The 19,538-nt window shown below is 60.9% G+C and carries 20 protein-coding genes, 1 tRNA gene and 1 pseudogene; 9 read left to right on the forward strand and 13 right to left on the reverse strand.

Features of this window, described 5'->3' with window-relative positions; all coding sequences use genetic code 11:
* A pseudogene (tnpA, locus tag NW809_RS03165) lies at positions 1 to 245 on the forward strand (IS200/IS605-like element ISSoc3 family transposase); the annotation flags it as partial.
* Here tnpA and NW809_RS03170 read toward each other — a convergent pair.
* Positions 164 to 868, reverse strand: a complete 705-nt coding sequence (locus NW809_RS03170) for a CatB-related O-acetyltransferase (protein ID WP_168173336.1) — start codon at positions 866 to 868, stop codon at positions 164 to 166. The pseudogene tnpA and the gene NW809_RS03170 overlap by 82 nt on opposite strands.
* Before the next feature lie 179 nt (positions 869 to 1,047).
* Between NW809_RS03170 and cobU the strand changes: the two genes are divergently transcribed.
* The 3 genes from cobU (at position 1,048) to NW809_RS03185 (ending at position 2,727) form a co-directional block, all read left to right on the forward strand.
* Positions 1,048 to 1,611: a bifunctional adenosylcobinamide kinase/adenosylcobinamide-phosphate guanylyltransferase gene (gene cobU / locus NW809_RS03175; protein ID WP_414401510.1), complete on the forward strand. Its 564-nt coding sequence runs from the start codon at positions 1,048 to 1,050 to the stop codon at positions 1,609 to 1,611.
* 85 nt (positions 1,612 to 1,696) lie between these two features.
* Positions 1,697 to 2,185 carry a CRR6 family NdhI maturation factor gene (locus NW809_RS03180; protein WP_011431052.1) on the forward strand — a complete coding sequence of 163 codons (489 nt, stop codon included), beginning with the start codon at positions 1,697 to 1,699 and terminating at the stop codon, positions 2,183 to 2,185.
* A 47-nt stretch (positions 2,186 to 2,232) separates the two neighbouring features.
* Complete coding sequence (locus NW809_RS03185; protein ID WP_240527832.1) at positions 2,233 to 2,727, forward strand: dethiobiotin synthase; 495 nt, start codon at positions 2,233 to 2,235, stop codon at positions 2,725 to 2,727.
* A gap of 120 nt (positions 2,728 to 2,847) precedes the next feature.
* Here NW809_RS03185 and NW809_RS03190 read toward each other — a convergent pair whose 3' ends face one another.
* From NW809_RS03190 to NW809_RS03220, 7 genes are all read right to left on the reverse strand, one after another.
* Positions 2,848 to 3,333: a YbhB/YbcL family Raf kinase inhibitor-like protein gene (locus NW809_RS03190; RefSeq protein ID WP_240527831.1), complete on the reverse strand. Its 486-nt coding sequence runs from the start codon at positions 3,331 to 3,333 to the stop codon at positions 2,848 to 2,850.
* Positions 3,334 to 3,421: 88 nt separating this feature from the next.
* Positions 3,422 to 3,506, reverse strand: a tRNA-Ser gene (locus NW809_RS03195).
* A gap of 79 nt (positions 3,507 to 3,585) precedes the next feature.
* Positions 3,586 to 4,002, reverse strand: a complete 417-nt coding sequence (locus tag NW809_RS03200; protein WP_011431055.1) for a DUF2358 domain-containing protein — start codon at positions 4,000 to 4,002, stop codon at positions 3,586 to 3,588.
* The gene (locus NW809_RS03205) at positions 3,999 to 4,796 is read right to left on the reverse strand and encodes an MBL fold metallo-hydrolase (RefSeq protein WP_011431056.1); all 798 of its coding nucleotides are present in this window, start codon (positions 4,794 to 4,796) and stop codon (positions 3,999 to 4,001) included. The genes NW809_RS03200 and NW809_RS03205 overlap by 4 nt, the downstream gene beginning before the upstream one ends.
* Before the next feature lie 4 nt (positions 4,797 to 4,800).
* A complete protein-coding gene (locus NW809_RS03210) occupies positions 4,801 to 6,141 on the reverse strand; it encodes a TldD/PmbA family protein (protein ID WP_011431057.1) in 1,341 nt (446 codons plus the stop codon).
* Between the two features lie 12 nt (positions 6,142 to 6,153).
* Positions 6,154 to 7,074, reverse strand: coding sequence for a DUF4351 domain-containing protein (locus NW809_RS03215; RefSeq protein ID WP_414401511.1), 921 nt, complete (start codon positions 7,072 to 7,074; stop codon positions 6,154 to 6,156).
* Between the two features lie 15 nt (positions 7,075 to 7,089).
* The gene (locus tag NW809_RS03220) at positions 7,090 to 8,550 is read right to left on the reverse strand and encodes a TldD/PmbA family protein (RefSeq protein ID WP_011431062.1); all 1,461 of its coding nucleotides are present in this window, start codon (positions 8,548 to 8,550) and stop codon (positions 7,090 to 7,092) included.
* 290 nt (positions 8,551 to 8,840) lie between these two features.
* Between NW809_RS03220 and NW809_RS03225 the strand changes: the two genes are divergently transcribed.
* On the forward strand, positions 8,841 to 9,461 hold the full coding sequence (locus tag NW809_RS03225) for a uracil-DNA glycosylase family protein (protein WP_099813338.1): 621 nt from the start codon (positions 8,841 to 8,843) through the stop codon (positions 9,459 to 9,461).
* Positions 9,462 to 9,541: 80 nt separating this feature from the next.
* Here NW809_RS03225 and NW809_RS03230 read toward each other — a convergent pair whose 3' ends face one another.
* Positions 9,542 to 10,390, reverse strand: coding sequence for a methyltransferase domain-containing protein (locus NW809_RS03230; protein ID WP_011431064.1), 849 nt, complete (start codon positions 10,388 to 10,390; stop codon positions 9,542 to 9,544).
* A gap of 122 nt (positions 10,391 to 10,512) precedes the next feature.
* Between NW809_RS03230 and NW809_RS03235 the strand changes: the two genes are divergently transcribed.
* Positions 10,513 to 12,120 carry a B12-binding domain-containing radical SAM protein gene (locus NW809_RS03235; protein WP_414401512.1) on the forward strand — a complete coding sequence of 536 codons (1,608 nt, stop codon included), beginning with the start codon at positions 10,513 to 10,515 and terminating at the stop codon, positions 12,118 to 12,120.
* Positions 12,121 to 12,135: 15 nt separating this feature from the next.
* Here the strand turns inward: NW809_RS03235 and rbsK are convergent, their stop codons facing one another.
* On the reverse strand, positions 12,136 to 13,053 hold the full coding sequence (gene rbsK / locus NW809_RS03240; protein WP_414401513.1) for a ribokinase: 918 nt from the start codon (positions 13,051 to 13,053) through the stop codon (positions 12,136 to 12,138).
* A 120-nt stretch (positions 13,054 to 13,173) separates the two neighbouring features.
* On the opposite strand from rbsK, the gene NW809_RS03245 reads away from it, so the two are divergent.
* On the forward strand, positions 13,174 to 13,485 hold the full coding sequence (locus NW809_RS03245; RefSeq protein WP_414401519.1) for a YbjQ family protein: 312 nt from the start codon (positions 13,174 to 13,176) through the stop codon (positions 13,483 to 13,485).
* Between the two features lie 5 nt (positions 13,486 to 13,490).
* On the opposite strand, the gene NW809_RS03250 is transcribed toward NW809_RS03245, so the two are convergent.
* Positions 13,491 to 14,240, reverse strand: a complete 750-nt coding sequence (locus NW809_RS03250) for a YebC/PmpR family DNA-binding transcriptional regulator (protein ID WP_414401514.1) — start codon at positions 14,238 to 14,240, stop codon at positions 13,491 to 13,493.
* Positions 14,241 to 14,336: 96 nt separating this feature from the next.
* Positions 14,337 to 14,963, reverse strand: coding sequence for a hypothetical protein (locus NW809_RS03255; RefSeq protein ID WP_414401515.1), 627 nt, complete (start codon positions 14,961 to 14,963; stop codon positions 14,337 to 14,339).
* 558 nt (positions 14,964 to 15,521) lie between these two features.
* On the opposite strand from NW809_RS03255, the gene NW809_RS03260 reads away from it, so the two are divergent.
* A complete protein-coding gene (locus NW809_RS03260; RefSeq protein ID WP_414401516.1) occupies positions 15,522 to 16,025 on the forward strand; it encodes a hypothetical protein in 504 nt (167 codons plus the stop codon).
* Here NW809_RS03260 and NW809_RS03265 read toward each other — a convergent pair.
* Positions 16,022 to 18,235: a serine/threonine protein kinase gene (locus tag NW809_RS03265; protein WP_414401517.1), complete on the reverse strand. Its 2,214-nt coding sequence runs from the start codon at positions 18,233 to 18,235 to the stop codon at positions 16,022 to 16,024. The genes NW809_RS03260 and NW809_RS03265 overlap by 4 nt on opposite strands.
* Before the next feature lie 427 nt (positions 18,236 to 18,662).
* Between NW809_RS03265 and NW809_RS03270 the strand changes: the two genes are divergently transcribed.
* Positions 18,663 to 19,538, forward strand: an 876-nt coding sequence (locus NW809_RS03270; protein ID WP_414401518.1) for an NAD(+) kinase, incomplete at its 3' end; no start/stop codon positions are given.

The raw sequence follows: 19,538 nt of genomic DNA on the forward strand, positions 1-19,538 counted from the left end.
ACGGTGAGGCGGATCATGTGCATCTGTTGGTGAGTTTTCCGCCGGATGTTCAGGTCTCGAAGCTGGTGAACAACCTGAAAACAGTCTCCAGCCGGTTGATTCGCAAAGAGTTCGCCACAGAGGTGGCACGGTTCTACAGCAAGCCTGTATTTTGGACAGGGGCCTATTTTGTTGCCTCTTGTGGTGGGGTCACCGTTGAGGAGTTGAAGAAGTATGTCGAGCAGCAGGCAACGCCCAGATTGTGAGACTCAGGGGCATTGAACCCCTTCGTCTCACCGCCTATCCCCCATCCCGCCAAGCTGCGCTGTGGCGGGAGTACCCCGGAGGTTCTGATGGCTTCAAGAGGCCAATCCCACCAAGCAAGCTGGTTGAGCTGCTCGATGACGTCGGGTGAAAAGCGGTAGCGAACGACTTTGGCTGGCACCCCTGCAACAACTGCATATGGCGGGACGTCTCTCGTCACCACGGCAGCCATTCCAACAACCGCCCCGTTTCCAATCGTCACCCCTGAGCGAATCATAGCGCCATAGCCGATCCAAACGTCATGCCCAACCTGAATATCTCCCCGGGTCAGAGGGTGACCTTCCAAAGCCCGCAGTTCGCTCCAGAACTCAGGTAGATGAGTAAAAGGATAAGTAGTTGCCCATTCAGTGTGGTGCTCATAGCCTGCAAAAAAATGAACCCCTTTTGCAATTGAGCAGCAGCGGCCAATCTTTACCCGCGAAGGCTCTCCCATCCAATGAATGAAGAGCTCCACTGCATAGGTCAGGGGGCCGACAGTAAGCAAGGGAAATGGTTCCAAGCCTTGGTAGTAGGCAAAGTACGTTTTGTCCTCCAGTTGAGGACTATGTTCAATGCAGATGGCCATAAAACCTCCGGCTGCTGGATTGGGGTCTGCCAAGATCAATTTCCAAAACGTGAGCCTAAGTAGAATATGCCCAAGCTCCAGGCAGGGGGGTTCCAGGGTTTGCACGGCAACTGAAGCAGAAGCGTAGGGGGTCTACCGACTGCCAAGCTACTCTAGCAATAGACTTTCCTCTTCAGGCAATGCCAATTGTGCTTATCTGTGGCCCTGCCCGCTGCGGCAAGAGTCGGCTGGCGGAGAACCTGGCGGCTGCTTCCGGCCTGCCGGTCGTCTATCTGGCCACCGGCCCCAAGCCCGATCCCCAAGCCGACCCAGAGTGGGCGGAGCGGGTTCAGCAGCACCGGCAACGGCGTCCTCCCACTTGGCAAACCTGGGAAACCGGGCCCGACCTGGGGGCCGACCTGCAAAAGCTGTCTCAGCCCTGTTGTGCCCTGGTGGACTCTCTAGGCGGCTGGGTGGCGCAGGGTCTGGAGTGTTCCCCGGAGGAGTGGGATCCCTTGGTGGACGCTTTCTTGTCGGCCTTGCAGAGCTGGGCAGGAAAGGCGATCTTGGTCTCAGAAGAGGTAGGCTGGGGAGTGGTGCCCGCCTATCCGCTGGGGCGTCGGTTTCGCGATCGGATGGGAGAGCTCACCCAAAAGCTGGCCCCGCTGGCAGATCAGGTGTTCTTGGTGGCAGCAGGCTTTGTCCTCGACCTAGCTCGGCTGGGGATCCCGCTGGCAGGAGGGAATGGCCCAGAGCTGAGATAAGCTGCAAGGGGTTGACGGATGGGGTATCTTGCTTGCGGAAGCCCTCGCCTGGATCAAGACTGGGTTAAAGCGATTGCTTGTCGCCGTGCCAATTACCTTCCACCTACCTGCCAAAGCCATCCAGGCCTTGGATTTGACCCCGGGCCATGAATTGGTGAAAACCTTGATGGCGGATCCCGTTGGCGCCGCTCAGCAGGTACAGTGCGCCATCGATTGGCCGCGCAGCCCCGACGATCCGCGGGAGCTGTCGGAGATCCCAGAAGTGCGCCTGTGGTTCATCCGCTGGGATACGGTTTACCCCTGGATGCCCTACTTTCTCGATTGGCGCAGCGGCGAGCTGGCCCGCTACGCCGCTATGCTGGTGCCCCACCAATTCAACCCCCGCGAAGGGATCGTCTACAACCCGGAGGCGTTGGAGATCTTCGTCTACCAGAAGATTTTTGTGCTGATGCGCTGGTTTAAGCAGCAGAAACTGGGATCTGTCTCGATGCTGCGGGACATGGCCTTGGTGTTTGGCTTTGAGGTGCAACCCGAGTTTCTGAGCCTCTGGGAAGCCGAGACGGGGGAACCATGAGAGTGATGGTAGCAGACACCTGGCCTGGAACTCAGGCAGCACCAGGAGTGGCAGACTCCTGGCAGCAGGCGGTGCAACGCCCTTGGGGCCTGCTCGAAGTGGATCCCAGCCCTTCCGAAGCCCAGCTTAGAACCCTCTGGCAGCAGATTGCTGCCTGGAAGGGAGAGAAGGCCCCGCTGCTGGTGGTGCCTGGCAGCCTGGCCGATCCGATAGGGCCCGGCCAAACCTGGGCTGACCTAGCCCATGCCTGGGGGTTTGACGTGCTCTTGACGCTGCCCCAAGAGGCTGCTCTCAGCCAGGGAGCCGCTTTTGCAGCCTTGCTTCACCAAGCCAAGGCCCACTGCCTGGGATGGGTGTTGCTGGAATCTGAGTCGGCCTCCTCCCCAGAAGAAGAACCCGCTTTGATCTGGCAGTTGCAGGCCCACCTGGGGATCCCTGTCCTGGGTAGAAAAACGGCGGCGGGGCAAATTTTTTGGAGAGCGGAGATGTTGGATTTGCTTTCGGCAAGGCCCAGCTCCCGACTGGGGGCGCCCCTTGCTTGAGGTTCTCCCTTCCCAGCGAAGGGGATCCCCTTGCCCCTAGGACTCGTCGGCAGAAGGGAGCTGCCAAACCCTTGTCTGGCTTAGGCGCGGCGGCAAGCCGGGGCTTTAACCGCGGATCCCCTACCTTTTTCTTTGATAGGTGCCCATCAGTTGGGCCTGGGCAAGGAGGTGGCCTTCCATAGCCTGCAGCAGGGCTTCCTTCGTCGCCCCTGCAGCCAAAGACAGTTGCCGATCCAGGGCGTAGAGGGTGAAGAAGTAGCGGTGGGTGCCGCTGGGAGGGCAAGGGCCACCGTAGTCGTTACGCCCCCAACTGTTTTGCCCATGCACAGCCCCCTGGGGCAAATCGGCATCGCCGCGGATCCCTTCTGGCAGGCTGCTAACGCTGGTGGGCAAGTTGTAGACCACCCAGTGGACAAAGGTGCCCCTGGGCGCGTCTGGGTCATCCATGATTAGGGCAAAGCTCTGGGTTTCCGAAGGTGCCCCCGACCAGGCTAGGGGTGGAGAGAGATCTTCCCCATCACAGGTGTAGCGGGAGGGGATGGATTCTGAGTGGGAAAAAGCGGAGCTGGTGAGTTGCAAAGCCATAATTTCTTCAGGTTTCAGCAACTGGCCATATCCTGCCACACGAGGGGACTGGGGGGTGGAGGGATATAGGGGGTCTCCTGCAGCTTCTACCTGAGGCGGGCCTCGATGACGGAGAGAGTGGGATTCGAACCCACGGTGAGTTGCCCCACACAGCATTTCCAGTGCTGCGCCTTCGACCACTCGGCCATCTCTCCAGAGGAGAGAAAACGACTTTTTAGCGAGCCTAAAAAGTCAGCTTTGTAATCCTAGCAGAGGTGTGGACCGGCAGTCAGCTCATTTGGCAGCCCCGACTCCCAAAATCTGCAGCATCACCTCCCAGCGGGAGCAGCGCCAGTGGTCGATGTGGGATCCGATCAACCCTGCTTCGTTGATCTGGATTTCTGTCCAGCCGGGGACGCACAGGCGGGGACGCCAGGGCAAAAAAGCCAGGGATCCCCTCAGCGTCCACTCGCTGCGGATGTGGTTGCCGCTCTGGTGGATGTCGTGCAGCTCGAGGTGGATATCCTGCAGCCAGCGTCCCAGGCTTTCGACCATGGCCCGATAGCGATCCAGGCCGCGAAACTCGTTGAGGGGATCCCGAAAATAAACTTGGGGATCGTAGATGGAGTAGGTTTGATCGCAAGGAAAGCGGGCGTAATCGGCCCGCAGGATGGCCACGAGATCGGGGGCGGCCTGAGAAGGAGGGCTCACGTCTTAACCTCAGCGGGAAGGGATACCGTCTCCCCCGGGGCAGGGCAGCACAATTGGATGGATTGGCCGGTGGCAGCGTTCAGGGATCCCAGCTTTTCCCGGAACTCCTCTAGGCTCCCCAGGGGGCGGATCTGGGCGGCAAACCAGCCGTGGTAGTCCACCTCTCCCATAGCGGTGGGAATCACCTGCTGCGGGCGCAGGGCGGCCACCACCTGCAGGGCCCGCTGCGGCCCCATGATCACCTCGCCCAAGAAGGGAAAGATCTGCCCTACCACCGGGATCAGCAGGGTGTGGATGGGGGTGAACTCCTGCTGCAGCCGCGGGCGGACATCCGGTTGGGAAAGGTGGGGCTCGTAGTAAAGCCGCGTCTGGGTCGGCAGCTCCTCCAGCAAAAAGCCCAGTTCCCGCACCGGCCCCAGGGGGGCGCCAGGAACCGCTGTGATGCCTAGATCTCCCCACTGCACGGACTGCCAGGGATCCAGGGCCTGCACCCTCATAAAGCCAAGGCTCCGCGCCACCCTGGCGGCTGTTGGAGAAGCGAAAACCGGGATCTGCTTGTCCAGCCGCTGCAGGGTGGGGGGGTGGCAGTGGTCGGGTTGGCCTTGGCTGAGGAGGATACCGTCGATTTTGGGCAGGGTTTCCGGCGTGAACGGCGGCATCTGGCGGTGCTGCAGGCGGATGAACCAGGGCAGGCCAAAGAACACCAAGGGATCCACCAGCCACGGATCCAGCAGGAAAGTCTGGGTCTGGGTATGGACTAGCCAACTGTTGAGGTCGATGCGGGTGAGTTTCATGGGGCTATTGGCCGGTGATGGAAAGATCGGCTACCCAAATGCGGGGACACAGACCACTAGGAGTGATTTGTGGCTCCGGCTCGACGTAGAAAATGGACTGCAAGAGTGCTAGAAAATCCCCCGCTACTGTCGCCGCCTCGATGCTGATGCGCTCCCCCTGGCGCACCCACCAGCCCTGGAAGGGCAGGGAAAAGGATCCCTGCAGAGGCTTGACTCCGGCATGGAGAGCCTGCAGCTCGTCAATCCAGACCACATTCTCAGCCGTGGCCAGGTCGTAGGTGCTCTCTGGCGGAGCCCCGGCAAAGACGTGGTAGTAGTGGGCTGCCACCGTCACCTTGGCGCCGATATTGGCGTGCCCCGTGGGCTGGGCCCCCAGGCGTTTGGCGGTGCCAGCGCTGTGCAAAAAGTGGGTCAGAACTCCGTTGGTAATCAGGGAAACGCGGCGGGTGGGGGTGCCTTCGCCGTCAAAGCTAATCGCGCTTACGTTAGTCGGGTGCAAGGCATCGTCACACACCGAAAGCAGCGGCGAGGCAATCTGCTGGCCCAGCGAGTCGGGGGTGGACAGGCTTTGGTTGTCCAAGATGTTCTGGGCGTTGAAGAGATTGGAGAAAGCCCCCAACAGGCTTAAAAAAGCTTCCCCAGAAAAAACCACCGTATATTTCCCCGAAGGGATCTGCGCGTACTCCAGGTGGCTGATGAGCTTCTCGGCGGCTTCTTTTACGCACCCCTGGATATCCAGCTCCTCTAGGCTGCGGGCCACCCGCATGGCGCCGGCGCTGCGGGGCTTGCGGCCTTCTTGTTCTGCTTTGCCGTAGAGAAAGACCGAGGCCAGAGTGTGGCCCTCCTGGCGCAGAGCTTGGTCGCTGTTGAGGTAAAAGCGGTCGATCTGTCGCTGGGCCAGGCCGTTGTAGGGCACCCCCTGGATGGCGGGATGGGATCCCAGCAAAGCCTTCTCGGCAGCCACCAGCTGATCTAGGAGCTCGCTGGCCAGCGCCAGGGGCCTTTTGTCATTACAGGGCTGGAGAATGGGCAGCTTCGCTTCTGGACTGAATTGGGGCGCGTGTTCCCGCACGCCGAAGTGGCTGGCCTCAAAGGCCGTCTGCAGAGCTAGTTCCAGCCCTGCTTCGTCCACATCGGTGGTGGAGGTCACCCCTACCTGGCCCTGGTCGTTCCAGGCCCGCACCGTCACACTGCAGCGGTGAGAAGCTTTTACCTGACGGGGCTCCCCCTGCTCCACCTGCACGCTGGTCTCATCCACTGCGGCTCCGTAGAGATCAAACTGGGGGATCCCCAGGTGTTTGGCGCACCTTTGCGCCTGTTCGGCCAAGAGTTCAACTTGCAGCATGTCATTCCTTCTCTACCGACGGGCCAGCCAGGCGGTCAAGTCCTCCACGCTGTTGAAATCCAGCAGCGCTTCCCCCAGCGCCTCCAGTTGCGACGGGGGCAAGGCCCAAATCCTGTTTTCCAGGGCCGGGTCAAGGGATCCCAGCTTCCGCCGCAAAAGCCGCAAAACCAGCGTTGCTTCTCCATGCTGCAGTCCCTGTTGCAGTCCCTGTTGCAATCCCTGTTGCAATCCCTGTTGCAGCCCTTGCTGCAGGCCCAGTTGCAGACCTTCTTTGCGCCCTGCTTCCAGCCCCTCCCGCAAAGCTTCCGAGCGCCACTCCTGGTAGATCACCGATTCCCTCATATCCAAAGACCTCATGATTTGCCGAATCAAACCCCGATCCAATGCTAGTCCCGCCAAAACGGCTGTTGCTGCTGCCAGTTCTCGCTGCTTGCTGGAGTCTGGCAAGCGCTCCAGCTCGGCAACGACTTCTCGTAAGGTTTCTACAGGATCCTCCACCTGGCTTAAGACCCGAAAAGGCAGCAGGGCTGGCCAATCGACGTTGGTTGGCAAGTTGCATTCCCACAGGCGAATGACCTCAAACTCGTGGCTCAGCCGTTCTAGGCGAAAGGAAGTTTGGAAAACTCGCTCCGAGGTCGTTTTGCGCAGATAAATCACCACCTGATGCACAGGTAGCTGTGGATATTTCCGGTAAAGGCGCAGCCGATAGTCGGCCATGCGAAAGGGGATTTCAGGATCTGGATCTGTTTGAAATTCCAGGTGCAAAATGCCCTGCTGCAGCCCCAGCAAAATAACAGAATCTGCTCGAACAGGTTCCTCCGAAAGTTCTGTGGGCAACATTTGCACCGGCTCAGCCACTTCTCCCACTAGCCAACGGGCAAACTGCTCCGGGAAGCGCTCTGCCAGGTACTTGCAGACGTTGTCGTAAGCCATGGGGGATCCCTGGGCCTAGCGCCCGCCCACGGTGATGGCGTCCACCTTGATGTGGGGCTGGCCGACGGTGACGTAGATGCTGCCGCTGACAGAACCACAGAAGCCAGGGGCCAGGCGGAGATCCTTGGAGCACATGGAGATCTTGGTCAGGATATCCTTGGCTTCCCCGATTAAAGTGGCTCCCTTGAGGGGCTTGGTGATCTTGCCGTTTTGGATGAGATAGGCTTCTTCCACGGCAAAGTTAAATTGGCCGGTGGGGCCGACGCTGCCGCCCCCCATGCGCTTGCAGTAGATGCCTTTGTCGATAGAGGCAAACAGGTCGTCCAGTTCGGCGTCGCCGGGGGCGATGTAGGTGTTGCGCATGCGGCTGGCGGCGGCAAAGGTGTAGTTTTGCCGGCGACCGCTGCCGGTGCGGGGATGGCCGGTGCGCATCGAGCCGGCCCGGTCGGCCAGGAAGTTCTTCAAAATGCCCTTTTCAATGAGCAAAGTGCGCTGGACGGGCATGCCCTCGTCGTCCACATCCAAGCTGCCAAAGGCCCCCTCGGAAAGCCCCTCGTCCCAGGCGGTGAGGTTTTTGTGGGCAATCTTCTGGCCTTTTTTGTCGGCAAAGGGGGTGGTTTTGCGCTCAATTTGGGTGGTTTCCAAGAGATGCCCACAGGCCTCGTGGAAGATGACGCCGCCAAAGGCGTTGGACATCACAATGGGGTAGGTGCCCGATTCCACGTAGTCGGCATAGAGCATCTGGCCGGCAGCCTCTGCCAGCTCCTGGCTGTGGGCCACAAGATCCCAGCGGCGCAAAAAGTCGGGATCCCCGGTGCCCCCCGCGCGCTGGCTAACGGAAGCGCGATGATCCCCGTCGGCACAGAGCAGGGTAGAGCTGACCGACTGGGTAAGGCGGATGTCGCGCACAAAGGTGCCGTCGCTGCAGGCTACCAGGATCTCCTGCCAGTCGCGGAAGTAGTTGGTGCGGCGGGACTGGATGTGGTGAGCTTGCCGCTTGAGCTCTGCGTTGGCCCGCCCCAAGATCTCCCCCATCTCGGCAAGGGAGCTGCATTCTTTGAGCCAGCCGTCTTTGCGGCGGCGCTCGGCGTAGTCCTGCAAGATCCCCAAGTTGACAGGGGAGACCAAGGCGGCAGGGCCTGGGGGGGTAAGGCCCATCAAGAGCAGGCCTTTTTCCAGGGCGGCTTTGAGGCCGGCAAAGGAGAGATCGTTGGTGCTGACGTAGCAGTCGGCCAGGCCGCGGAACACCCGCACGCCGGCGCCAGTGGCAAGCCGAGGGGTGATGCTGGTGATGGCGTCGTCTTCGGCCAGGCAGCTGATGGAGTTAACCCGCTCCAGGAAGATCTCCACCAGGTCGGCGCCAGCAGCCCGCCCCCAGCCTAAGAGAGTTGCAAGGGGATCCCGCCAGTCTTCGTCGAAGCGCTGCAGGGTGGGACGATAGTCGAGGTTGGGCAGTTCTTTGGACAAAAGCAGCATAGGAGGCCGAGAGCACTCAAAAGAGGGAAAGGGCAGGCTGAGATGCCGCCACCTTTTGTTCCCTCAGTTTAACAAGACGTAAAGGCTGCCCTTTTGGGGAAAGAGACTCCAAGCTTGACAAGGGCAGAGGAGCAGCCGAAGATCGCTGCACAAGGATCCCTCACCTTGCAATGGCTGCCAAGAAAAGATCCTCGGAGCTTCAGCCCAGCTTATTTGACGATCCCCTAGAGCCACCTGCCCCCGCTGCGGAGACGCTTCCCCAATGGGATCAGATCCCGCTCTCGGCCCAGGTGCCCATTCCCCCCGGTACCTATCGAGAACTAGAACAACTGGAGCAGCACTGCCGGGTCTGCCAGCGCTGTGAATTGGCGGCCAACCGTACCCACGTGGTGGTGCACCGCGGCAACCCCAAGGCCAAGATCGTGATCGTCGGAGAAGGGCCGGGGGAAAACGAGGATCTGCAGGGGCTGCCCTTTGTGGGCAAGTCGGGCCAGTTGCTCGACAAGATCCTGGCCTCGGTGGGCCTAGATCCGGAGCAGGATACCTACATCTGTAACGTGGTCAAATGCCGCCCTCCCCACAACCGCGTGCCCACCCAGGAGGAGATGGACGCCTGTCGGCCCTATCTGCTGGAGCAGATTCGCCTGGTGGATCCCTGGATCATTCTGTTGACGGGGGCCACTTCGGTGCGCTCTCTTTTGGGGGATAAGCGCGGCATCACCAAGATCCGCGGCGAGTGGATCCAGTGGCAGGGGCGCTGGTGTATGCCGATTTTCCACCCGGCCTATTTGCTGCGCAACCCCGACCGCACCCCCGGCAGCCCCAAGTGGCTGATGTGGCAGGATATTCAGGCGGTGAAGCAAAAGTACCTAGAACTTGCCGGCGCAACGCCGCCCCAGCCGGACTTCTGAGCTACTTTCCCTGGTATTTGGCCAGCGCCGCTACCCTCACCCCCAGCCCCTCTCCCAAGGGAGAGGGGGGTATGGGATCCCTAACTTGCAGGCTTGAAGCCGCTCAGCAGGCCGAAGCGCAGCAAGCCGCTGGCATAGGCCCGCCGCATCAGGCCCAGCCCCAGCGCCCCACGGACGGTGACCCAGCCGCTGCGCAGCAAAGCCGGGATCCACCGCCAATCGCGAGCCGAGGCGATCACCTCGTCCCAAAAGGGGGCCACCCGCTCCGACCAGTCGGCGGTGCGCAACCGCTCGAACCCCACCTGGTGGGCCAGCGCTTCATACTCCGACAAGCTGATGACATAGGGCAGGCAGTACACGTCGTAGATCTGCTGCAAAAGGCGCTCATCCTGGCGGCTCAGGGATCCCTCGCGGTGGCACCAGGTAACCACCATCATCTGCCCGCCCGGTTGCAAGACCCGCCAGCACTCGGCCAGAAACCGCCGCTTATCCGGCATGTGCTCGCCGCTTTCCAGAGCCCAGACCAGATCGAAGGTGTTGTCGGCAAAGGGCATGTCCAGGGCATCGGCCACCCAAAAGCGCACCCTGTTGCTCAGGCCGGCTGCTTGAGCGCGCTCCTCGGCCCGCTGGGCCTGGACAGGGCTGAGGGTAATGCCTGTTACCTCGGCGCCAAAGCGCCGCGCCAGCTCCAGGCTGCTCCCCCCAATGCCACAGCCGAGATCGAGGATGTGCCGGGGGGGCTTGGGATCCCCGATCTGGCCCCATTGAATGACTCGGTCGATGAGATCGATCTGGGCTTGGCGGCGATCCTTGCCGGTCTGGCCCGGCTCGTAGTAGCCGTGGTGCATGTGCTCTCCCCACACCTGCTCCCAAAGGCCAGAGGAAGCATCGTAGAAGCGGCGGATGCGTTGGTTGAGCGGAGAGGTCATCGGCAGGTGCAGGTCGGGATCCCTCTTATTCTGGACGATCTTGCCGTCCTTCCTGGCCCTGGGGGCGGGCTGGCAAAACCCCGATTAAGCTGGGAAAGTAGGCTCTTGTTGCCGCTGGGATCTTGGCCACCTCAGACTTTGCCCTCGAGCAGCTTCTCTTCACCCCGGCCACGCCCGAGCCCGACGCGGTGCGGCTGATCTACGCTTTCCCCAACACCTACTCGGTGGGGATCACCAGCCTCGGCTACCAGGTCATCTGGAGCCTGCTGGCCAGCCGCCGTGATGTGTCGGTCGCCCGCCTGTTTACCGACCTGGCCGAGCCGCTGCCGCGGGATCCTGAGCTGCTGGGCTTTTCCCTCTCCTGGGAGCTGGACTACGTCCACATCCTGGATCTGCTGGAACGACAGAGGATCCCCCTCCAGGCCGAGGCGCGGGAAGAAGCGCACCCCCTGGTTTTCGGCGGCGGCCCGGTGTTGACGGCCAACCCTGAGCCCTTTGCTGCGTTCTTTGACTTGATCCTGCTGGGGGACGGGGAGGGGCTGGTGGAGCAGATGATCCAAGCCTACCGCCAGGTAAGGCGGGGATCCCGAGCGGAAAAGCTGCAGGCGCTGGCCCAGGTGCCGGGGATCTACGTGCCCAGCCTCTACGAGGTGCGCTACCGCGGGCCCGACGGCCCAGTGGAGAAGGTGATCCCCAAGCTGGACGGGATCCCCAGCTCCATCCGCAAGCACACCTTCCGCGGCAACACCCTCTCGGTGTCCACCGTGGTTACCCCCAAGGCGGCCTGGGAGAGCATTTACATGGTGGAGGTGGTGCGCAGTTGTCCGGAGATGTGCCGCTTTTGCCTGGCCAGCTATCTAACATTGCCTTTTCGGGCAGCGGATGTGGAGGGACATCTGATCCCGGCGGTGGAGCGGGGGCTGCAGGTTACCCAGCGGATTGGCCTTTTGGGGGCTTCGGTAACCCAGCACCCCCAGTTTGAGGAATTGCTGGAGTACCTGGCGCAGGATCGCTTTGAGCAGGTGCGCCTTAGCCTGGCCTCGGTGCGCACGGGCACGGTTACGCCTCGCTTGGCGCAAGTGCTTTCCCGCCGCGGCAGCCAGTCCATTACCGTGGCCATCGAAAGCGGCTCGGAGCGGCTGCGCCGGGTCATCAACAAAAAGCTGGCCAACGAAGAGATCCTGGCGGCGGCTGCCCACGCCCAGGCCGGCGGCCTGAAGGGGATCAAGTTCTACGGCATGGTGGGGATCCCAGCAGAGACCCAGGCTGATCTGGAGGCCACAGTTGCCCTCTTCAAGGAGCTCAAAAAGGTGGCTCCCCGCCTGCGCTTGACCTTGGGCTGTAGCACCTTTGTGCCCAAAGCCCACACCCCCTTTCAGTGGCAGGGAGTGGATCCCCAAGCGGAGAGAAAGCTGCAGTGGTACCAAAAACACCTGCGTCCGTTGGGGATTGAGTTCCGCCCGGAAAGCTACAGTTGGTCGGTCATTCAGGCTCTGATTTCAAGAGGAGATCGACGAGTAGCGCAGGTTTTGCAGTTGGCGCGGGAGTTTGGCGACTCCCTGGGCGGCTACCGGCGCGCCTTCAAAGAGCTCAAAGGAAAGCTTCCGCCCTTGGACTACTACGTCCACAGCAACTGGGATCCGGCGGATCCCCTTCCCTGGCAACACCTTGAGGGCCCTCTTAGCCTGGAGCGGCTGCGGCAGCACCGCCAAGAGGCCTTTTCCGTGTAGCGCAGGAAGCTGTGCTTAAGGATGAGGGCCTGCAGCGGCCAGAAACGCCTCGATCTCAGCGCGGCGCGGCAAACTAGGCTGAGCCCCAGGGCGGGTTACGCACAAAGCCGCAGCGGCATTGGCAAACCGTAGAGCTGCCCTCAGGGGTTTGCCAGTAGCTAGGCAGGCGGCCAAAGCGCCGCAGAAGCTGTCGCCGGCAGCGGTGGTATCCACTACCGCCACAGGGTGGGCCGGCAGGTAGCCGCTTTCTCCGCCGTCGGCCCAGACCAAGCCTGCTTCCCCCAACGTGACGATCACCGTCGGGATCCCCTGCCGTTGCAAGGCTTGGGCCACTTTTTCGGCTTGCGCGGGTGTCTCCACCGGCAACTGGGCAAGAGCAGCGGCTTCGCTTTCGTTGAGCACCAAGTAGCGCACCTGGCGCAACAGGGATCCCGGCAGAGGCACCACAGGGGCTGGATTGAGCAGGACGGGGATCCCTTGGGCAAAGGCTTGCTCTGCCACCGCCTGCACCGTGGCCAGGGGGATTTCCAGTTGCAGCAGAACCATCGCTGCCGGCGTCCAAGGAGGCAGCTGGGCGGGGGTGTAGCGACCGTTAGCGCCGGGGCTGACCACAATCCGGTTTTGCCCTGCTGGATCCACAGTGATCAGAGCGATGCCGCTGGGCCCTTCCAGCTCCCGCAGGTGGTGGGTATCGACGCCGTTCTGCTCCAGGTTCTCTTTCAGCAGGCGGCCAAAGCTGTCAGATCCCACTGCCCCCCACATCTCCACCTGGGCTCCCGCCCGTGCCGCTGCCACCGCTTGGTTGGCCCCCTTGCCGCCAGGGTAGGTGGCGTAGTCGGATCCCAGCACCGTTTCCCCAGGCCCAGGATGGCGTGGTACCTGCACCACCAAGTCCAGATTCAAGCTCCCCACTACGCGAACTAGGGCTGTCATCGGCTAGCTGAAAAACGGTGCCCTAGAGGTAGCTCATTCTAGCTCCCACCACTTGGTTGGAGAGCTTTACACCTTGGAGAGGATTGGCTAGCTTGTGAGGGGGTGACGCGGAAACAAGCCATGCTGCTGACCACTACAGACGTGCCCCAAGGTAGAGAGGTTGAGCGTTACTTGGGCATTGTTACCGCCGAGGTAGTTTATGGCACCAATGTTCTACGGGACTTCCTTGCTACCCTCCGCAACATCATCGGGGGACGCACAAGAACCTATGAAGAAGTTCTCGAGAATGCCCAGAAAAAGGTTTTGGAAGAGTTGGAGCAGCGAGCCAAACGTTTGGGAGCAAATGGCATCCTAGGCGTTAGCATTCATACCAACATGAGCACGACAATGATCCTCGTTACCGCCGCCGGCACCGCCGTCAAGCTGCGCTAGAACCTTTAGGCCAGGCTCTCCATCAATGCCTCGTCGATCTCAAAGTTGGCGTAGACATTTTGCACATCATCCAAGTTGTCCAGCCGCTCCATGAGGGTCAGTACCAGCTTGGCTGTCTCGGGGTCCTCCACATGCACCTCCGTAGAGGGGATCCAGCGGATGGCCGCCTCTTGCACCTGGTAGCCTTCTTTTTTGAGGTAGGTGGCCACCTGCTCCAGCAGGGTGTAATCGCAGTAGACTTCTGCGTCGGTTCCCTCTACCTTGAGATCCTCCCCGCCTGCTTCGGCTACCGCTAGCAGCAAAGCTTCGGGATCTGTCACCCCCTCTAGGCTAATCACCCCTTTTTGCCGGAACAGCCAGCTCACGCAGCCACTTTCCCCTAGGTTGCCGCCGACTTTGCTGAAGGCCTCCCGCACCTCGGCAGCCGTGCGGTTGCGGTTGTCGGTCATCGCCTCGATCAAGACAGCTACCCCCCCAGGGCCGTAGCCTTCGTAGCGAATTTCCTCCAGGGGGCTGTCGTCGGTCCAGTTGCCCGATCCCTTGGCGATGGCCCGCTCGATGGTCTCAGCAGGCATGCCTGCCGCTTTGGCTTTCTCCACGGCCGAGCGCAGCCGAAAGTTGGCGTCAGGATCGGGCAGGCCGTTGCGCGCTGCCACGATGATGGCCCGGGAAAGTTTGGTAAATAGGCTGCCCTTTTTGGCATCTACACGGGCTTTTTGCCGCTTAATGTTGGCCCATTTGCTGTGTCCTGCCATGCTGTGCACACCAGTCAAGCAACCTAAGGGGGAGGGAGCCCCTAACTTTGAAGCCTAAATCACCACCTGCTTAGGTCTCAACCCCAGAGGTGCAGGTCAAGGCTGGATGGGTTGCCGCTCGATTACACCCCCTGGTGGGGGTGGAGCTTCTGGCGTTGCTTGAGGTGTAGGCGTTGGGGTCTCCATAGGAGGCGCAGGCGTTGGTGTCTCTATAGGAGCTGGCGTGGGAGGCAGAGGAGGTACAGGCTCTTCAGGCACAGCCTCAGGCGGAGGGGTCGGGGTTGGCGGCTGAGTTAAAAAGGGCGTTACCTGTTCCAGCAGCTCGGCATAGAAGATTCCGTCCTGCTCCGGCCCAAAGCGGCCCACCGCCCAGCGGTGACGGGGCACAAACAGGGTTTGCAGCAGCACTTCCCGACTGGCGAAAGAGGGAGTGCCCACAAAGACATAGCCATCGACAATCACACGGTTCAAGTCAGGCCGAGTTTGAAACACCCGGTCCACCTCCCGCAGCATCTCCGCATCCAGCCGCTCCAGCAGAGTTTCCAGAGTATCTTCAGGCCTGACCAAAACCCGCACTGGAAAGCGATAGCTTTCGCATCGATTTTCTCCGCAGAGCTTAACCAGCTCGTTCCGAACTCGGATCTGCACTGCCGGATCGATATCTCTCACCGGTGGTGAGACTTCTGGCTCTGGCTTTTGTTCCGCTTCCTGGGCCCAAGTCAAGAGGTGGCCACCCCAAGCTCCCAATAGCAGCGATCCGCACAACAAGGCGAGTTCCCAACCTCCAAGGGGAAGGCTCCAGCCTGGGCTGCCTCGCTCAGGGCGTTGTGAAGGCAGGAGATTGGGATCCCGATTCTTACTCAGCGGGCTGTTCATAGGTTAACCACTACGGCGTCGATAGCTACCGCCAACTCTACCCGACATGGGCCTAGGAGGCACTAGGCTAAAACGGAGCCGCTCCTGCTGGATGTCGCTGCTCAAAGGATCAGGGGGAGGGATTGCTGGATGACCAAATCCGTTCGCTGCAGCTTGCCGAAATGGCTGTAGTCTAATCTGGAGAAGCTAATGATCCTGCAAGAGGTATCTATGGCAGCGCCAACGTCAAAGGTTTGGGGATCCCCTCTGAAGCTTTTTTGGGGCTTCCTAGCCTCGGCTGTCCTCCTGGCAGGCTGTGGGGGAGCTGGAGGGACGGTGCCACCTCCAGTCAATGTTTGCGCGCAAGCCTTTCCAGCGATTTTCGAGGCCAAGAGCTTGCGCCCAGGAGCAAGGCGCAGTGGAACCTTGGGGCCAAATAGCGACTTGGAGATCTACTTCGATGAGAGGGACAATGTCATAAATGCCCGGGAAGTCCCACCTCCCCCTGGCACGTTTACCTTTTATGTCGATGGATTCCTTTACTTTCCTTCTGCAGCCAATGTTACAGGAGTTACTATCCGCCTAACTAGTCCAGTCTTCGACCCTCTGCTGGTCATCCTTGGTCTTGATGTCAACAGGGAGACTGATCCGGAATTCTTCTTCATCAACGATGACGCAAAGCCTGGTGATTTCACCACCTCTGAGCTGACGATCCCAGTACGGCAAGACCGCTGTTACCTAGTGCTGGTGCAAAGCTACTGGGCCCAGAACTCCCGCAGCGTTGCTCCGGGTAGCCCAGGCCGAGGTCCCTATACCCTCGAGGTGGTGAGGGAAACCTCTGCCGCGCCTCCTCCTCCCCCTCCCATCCAGCAGAAGCCTGACGACAGGGAAAACGGCGGTGGCGGTGACCGAGGCGGTGTGGGTATTTAGCTCTGGCGGGTAAGCCTAATGGCAAAGCTGGCGCTGCCACAGGTGGCCGTGCCGCGAATGGAGCGCCCGTCGGCGCTGACGGTGCCGCTCCACGTGATGGTTGGGGTACCGCTACCCCCTATCCTACCGCTAACAGAAAGTTGGTTGCCGATGAGCTGGCCACTGCGCTCAGAAAAGCTGGGTGAGGAAATGGTAATCTGATCGCCGTTTTGCTGAATGGAAACGGTTTCCTGGATGCCAGTTGCAACATTGATCTTACACAGCGATCCCTGCCAGATAAAGGATCCTCCCTCGTAGAGCCACTGGCCGCTCAAAGCAAACTCTGGCGCAGGCGTTGGTGTTGCTGGGGCTGGCGTCGAGGTGGGCGTCGGGATCGGGGTGGGGGTAGGGGTAGGAGTACGGGGGACGAGCGGGGTAAAGCGAGGGATAGGGGTAAGCGCTGGTGTTGGCACTGGCGTGGGAGTGGGTGTTGGGGTTGGAGGGGGTGTTGGTGCCGGAGTTCGAGTAGGCGTTGGCACCGGAGCAGGAGTGGGTGTCGGTGCAGGGGTTCGTGTAGGCGTCGGCAGTGGAGCAGGAGTGGGCGTCGGTGCTGGAGTTCGAGTAGGTGTCGGCACGGGAGTGGGAGGGGGTGTCGGTGTTGGCGTTGGAGTGGGGGCCGGGGTTGGCGTTGGGGTGGGGGCGGGCTTGAGTGTAGGGGTTGGGGTGACTTCAGCAGTAGGGATCGGCTCCGGCTCTTTCTGGGTATCGCGGATGGTTGGGCGCGGCCAGAGCAAAAAGGCGGCTAGCAAAGCCACAGCGCCTCCCCCGGCCAAGACCCACTTTAGGCTGCTGCCGGAAGGCTGGAGAACCGTTGGGGGGGCGGCTTGCGGCAGGGGACGGGTAGGGGGAGTATCCGTTCGTGGTGGGACGGGGGGATCCTGAGGGGGAGCAGCCGGAAGCGTGTTGCTGGCCTGGATGACTGTAGAGGGCGTTTCGGCAGTTTCGCCTTCAACTTTGGGGGAGGGATCCGGCGCAGCTTCTGCCGAGGGATCTGAGGGGAGAGGTTCCCGCTCGGCGATGTAATAGGGGATCCCTGCACCTGCAGGCGGGATGGGCTCATCTTCGACAAGATCCAGATCTTCATCGCGGATGTCTTCAAAGGCTCCAGAAGCCGATCCTGTATTGCCGGTGGTTTTGATCGGCGGTCTGGGATCGGAAGAGGGTGGAGCCTCGTTTTGAGCCTTGGCACCGCCGGTGGGAAGAATCACGGTACTGGCCTGGCTGCTGGGGAGTTGAGTGGCCACCGTCAGCTCATAGGCCTGCAGCAGCCGCTCCCCCAGCTCCTGCATCGTCTGCGGGCGTTCGTCCGGGTTTTTCTTCAGGCAATCCATCACCACCGCTGCCAAGGCGGGCGGGATCGGCTGCGGAGTTGTCTCCGGGTTGATCTCAAGGGGGCTTTCGTAGCAATGGGCGTGGATCCAACTGTGCAACGAGTTGGTTTCCAATTGAAAGGGCATGGATCCCGTCAGCATCTCGTAGAGCACCACCCCAAACGAGTAGATATCCGAGCGGGCATCCAGAGACTTGCCCCGTATCTGTTCAGGAGAGGCGTAACGGGCCGTGCCGATAAATCCGCCCCCTTTGTGGGTGCCTAGGCTGAGGGTGTGATCCGCCAGGGTCTTGGCCACGCCGAAGTCGAGGATTTTCAGTTGAGACGTGAGTTGGCCCTCTTGCAAGACTTGCTCGAGAAACAGGTTGCTGGGCTTGATGTCGCGGTGAATCACGCCCCGAATCTCGCGGCCATCTACCTTGGCGCGGAACGTGTGGGCAAAGTGCAGCCCTTCACAAGCCTGCAGGGCCAACCGAATGACTTGCCGAAGTGGCAGAGCCCCTTTTTCCCGCATCAGCTTGCCCAGATCCTGCCCCTTGAGGTACTCCATCACCAGGTAGGCTTGCTCGCCCTCTTGGCCGTGATCCAAAACTTTGACGATGCGGGGATGCTGTCCCAGAAGGATGCTGATGCGGATCTCTTCGGCAAAGCGGCGGCGCAAATCGATCTGGGCGTCGCCCCGGCTCAGCAGCAAGGGCGCGTGCAGGATCTTGACCGCCACCTCTTGGTGGTTGTTGTGTAAGTCCAAGGCGCGAAAGACGGATCCCATGCCGCCACCACCGATTTCTTGAATTAGCCGGTAGCGACCGCCCAAAATGCGATTGGTGAGATCAAAAGACATAGGTTTGCAGGCGCAAGAAAAGGCAGCTCAGGCCAAGATGTCCATACGATAAACCAATTGCTGGAATTCATACCCGCCCATTGCTCAGTCCAACTTCAGGGATCCCAATCTTTGACTCTCTGGAGGCCCAAGCGCTCCGCGCCGCCGGCGCGACCACCTCCAGCCCCTCTCCCAGCCCCCCTCACCCCCAGCCCCTCTCCCAAAGGGAGAGGGGAGTTAGGGATAGCGCTTTGCGCCGCCAGCGCGTGCGCGACAGCGTTGCGACAAGCCGTTTTTTATTACCATTTGGAATGACTATTTAGAGATTTTTTTAAGGATCTCCAGTAAATGTGAAAAAAGCGCAAGGGAATGCTGGGGGAAATTCAGCCTTCTGGGCAACCTTCAGCCCAAAGGGGGATGATCGGAAGGGATCCCTGCGCGAGGGCTTATGGACTTGGGCTTGGTGGTGATTGCCTACAAAGAGGGGGATCGGGAGAGCAAGGCCGCCTGTCAACTGTGTGCGGAGCAGTTGCGCCGGCGCGGCGTTACGGTGCTAACAGCCCCCACCGGCTTGCACCACAACCCCTACCCGGTCTTCCTGGAGGCCACTTCCGATCCCATCGACCTAGCTGTGGTACTGGGGGGAGATGGGTCGGTGTTGGCGGCGGCCCGCCACCTGGCCCCCCATGGGATCCCCATTTTGCCCATTCAGTCGGGGGGCAGGCTGGGGTTTTTGGCCCAGTCAGAGCGGGTGCTGCACCAGGATCCCTGGGATCGCATCCAGGCCGGAGACTTCGTCCTGCAAGCCCGGATGATGTTGCAGGCCCAGATTTGGGAGCAAGTGCAACTGGGGCAGGGGGCTATTCCTGGCGAGGGCAAGCGGCAGGGCCGCCCGGTCAGTGACGTGTACTACGCCCTCAACGAAATGTGCCTCAAGCCCATCAACCGGGAACGCCTGCCCGCCGCCATCCTGGAAATCGAAGTCAATGGCGAGATTTTGGATCAGTACCACGGGGATGGTGTGCTGGTGGCTACACCGACGGGATCCACCTCCTACACCCTGGCAGCCAACGGCCCCATTCTGGAGCCCAGCTTTGAGGCCATCATCATCACCCCCATCTGTCCCCTCAGCTTGTCCAGCCGTCCCATCGTCATCGGCGGCACGGCTACGGTGGAGATCTGGCCCCTTGCCGATCCGGAAGGGCTGACCCGCCTCTGGAGCGATGGCGTCTTGGCCCAATCGGTCAACCCCGGCCAGTGGGTACAAATTCAACGGGCTCACCTGCCGGCCAAGCTGCTGATCCTAGAAAAGGACCTCTCCTAC

The organism is Synechococcus sp. WC101 (assembly GCF_047461555.1).
Classification (GTDB): Bacteria; Cyanobacteriota; Cyanobacteriia; order Thermostichales; family Thermostichaceae; genus Thermostichus.

Excerpts from the sequence above, each read along its gene's own strand:
- NW809_RS03170 (WP_168173336.1), bottom strand. The coding sequence starts at position 868 with ATGGCCATCTGCATTGAACATAGTCCTCAACTGGAGGACAAAACGTAC.
- NW809_RS03245 (WP_414401519.1), top strand. The coding sequence starts at position 13,174 with ATGCTGCTGACCACTACAGACGTGCCCCAAGGTAGAGAGGTTGAGCGT.
- NW809_RS03205 (WP_011431056.1), bottom strand. The coding sequence starts at position 4,796 with ATGAAACTCACCCGCATCGACCTCAACAGTTGGCTAGTCCATACCCAG.
- NW809_RS03220 (WP_011431062.1), bottom strand. The coding sequence starts at position 8,550 with ATGCTGCTTTTGTCCAAAGAACTGCCCAACCTCGACTATCGTCCCACC.
- NW809_RS03265 (WP_414401517.1), bottom strand. The coding sequence starts at position 18,235 with ATGTCTTTTGATCTCACCAATCGCATTTTGGGCGGTCGCTACCGGCTA.
- NW809_RS03250 (WP_414401514.1), bottom strand. The coding sequence starts at position 14,240 with ATGGCAGGACACAGCAAATGGGCCAACATTAAGCGGCAAAAAGCCCGT.
- rbsK (WP_414401513.1), bottom strand. The coding sequence starts at position 13,053 with ATGACAGCCCTAGTTCGCGTAGTGGGGAGCTTGAATCTGGACTTGGTG.
- NW809_RS03215 (WP_414401511.1), bottom strand. The coding sequence starts at position 7,074 with ATGGCTTACGACAACGTCTGCAAGTACCTGGCAGAGCGCTTCCCGGAG.
- NW809_RS03210 (WP_011431057.1), bottom strand. The coding sequence starts at position 6,141 with ATGCTGCAAGTTGAACTCTTGGCCGAACAGGCGCAAAGGTGCGCCAAA.
- NW809_RS03230 (WP_011431064.1), bottom strand. The coding sequence starts at position 10,390 with ATGACCTCTCCGCTCAACCAACGCATCCGCCGCTTCTACGATGCTTCC.
- cobU (WP_414401510.1), top strand. The coding sequence starts at position 1,048 with ATGCCAATTGTGCTTATCTGTGGCCCTGCCCGCTGCGGCAAGAGTCGG.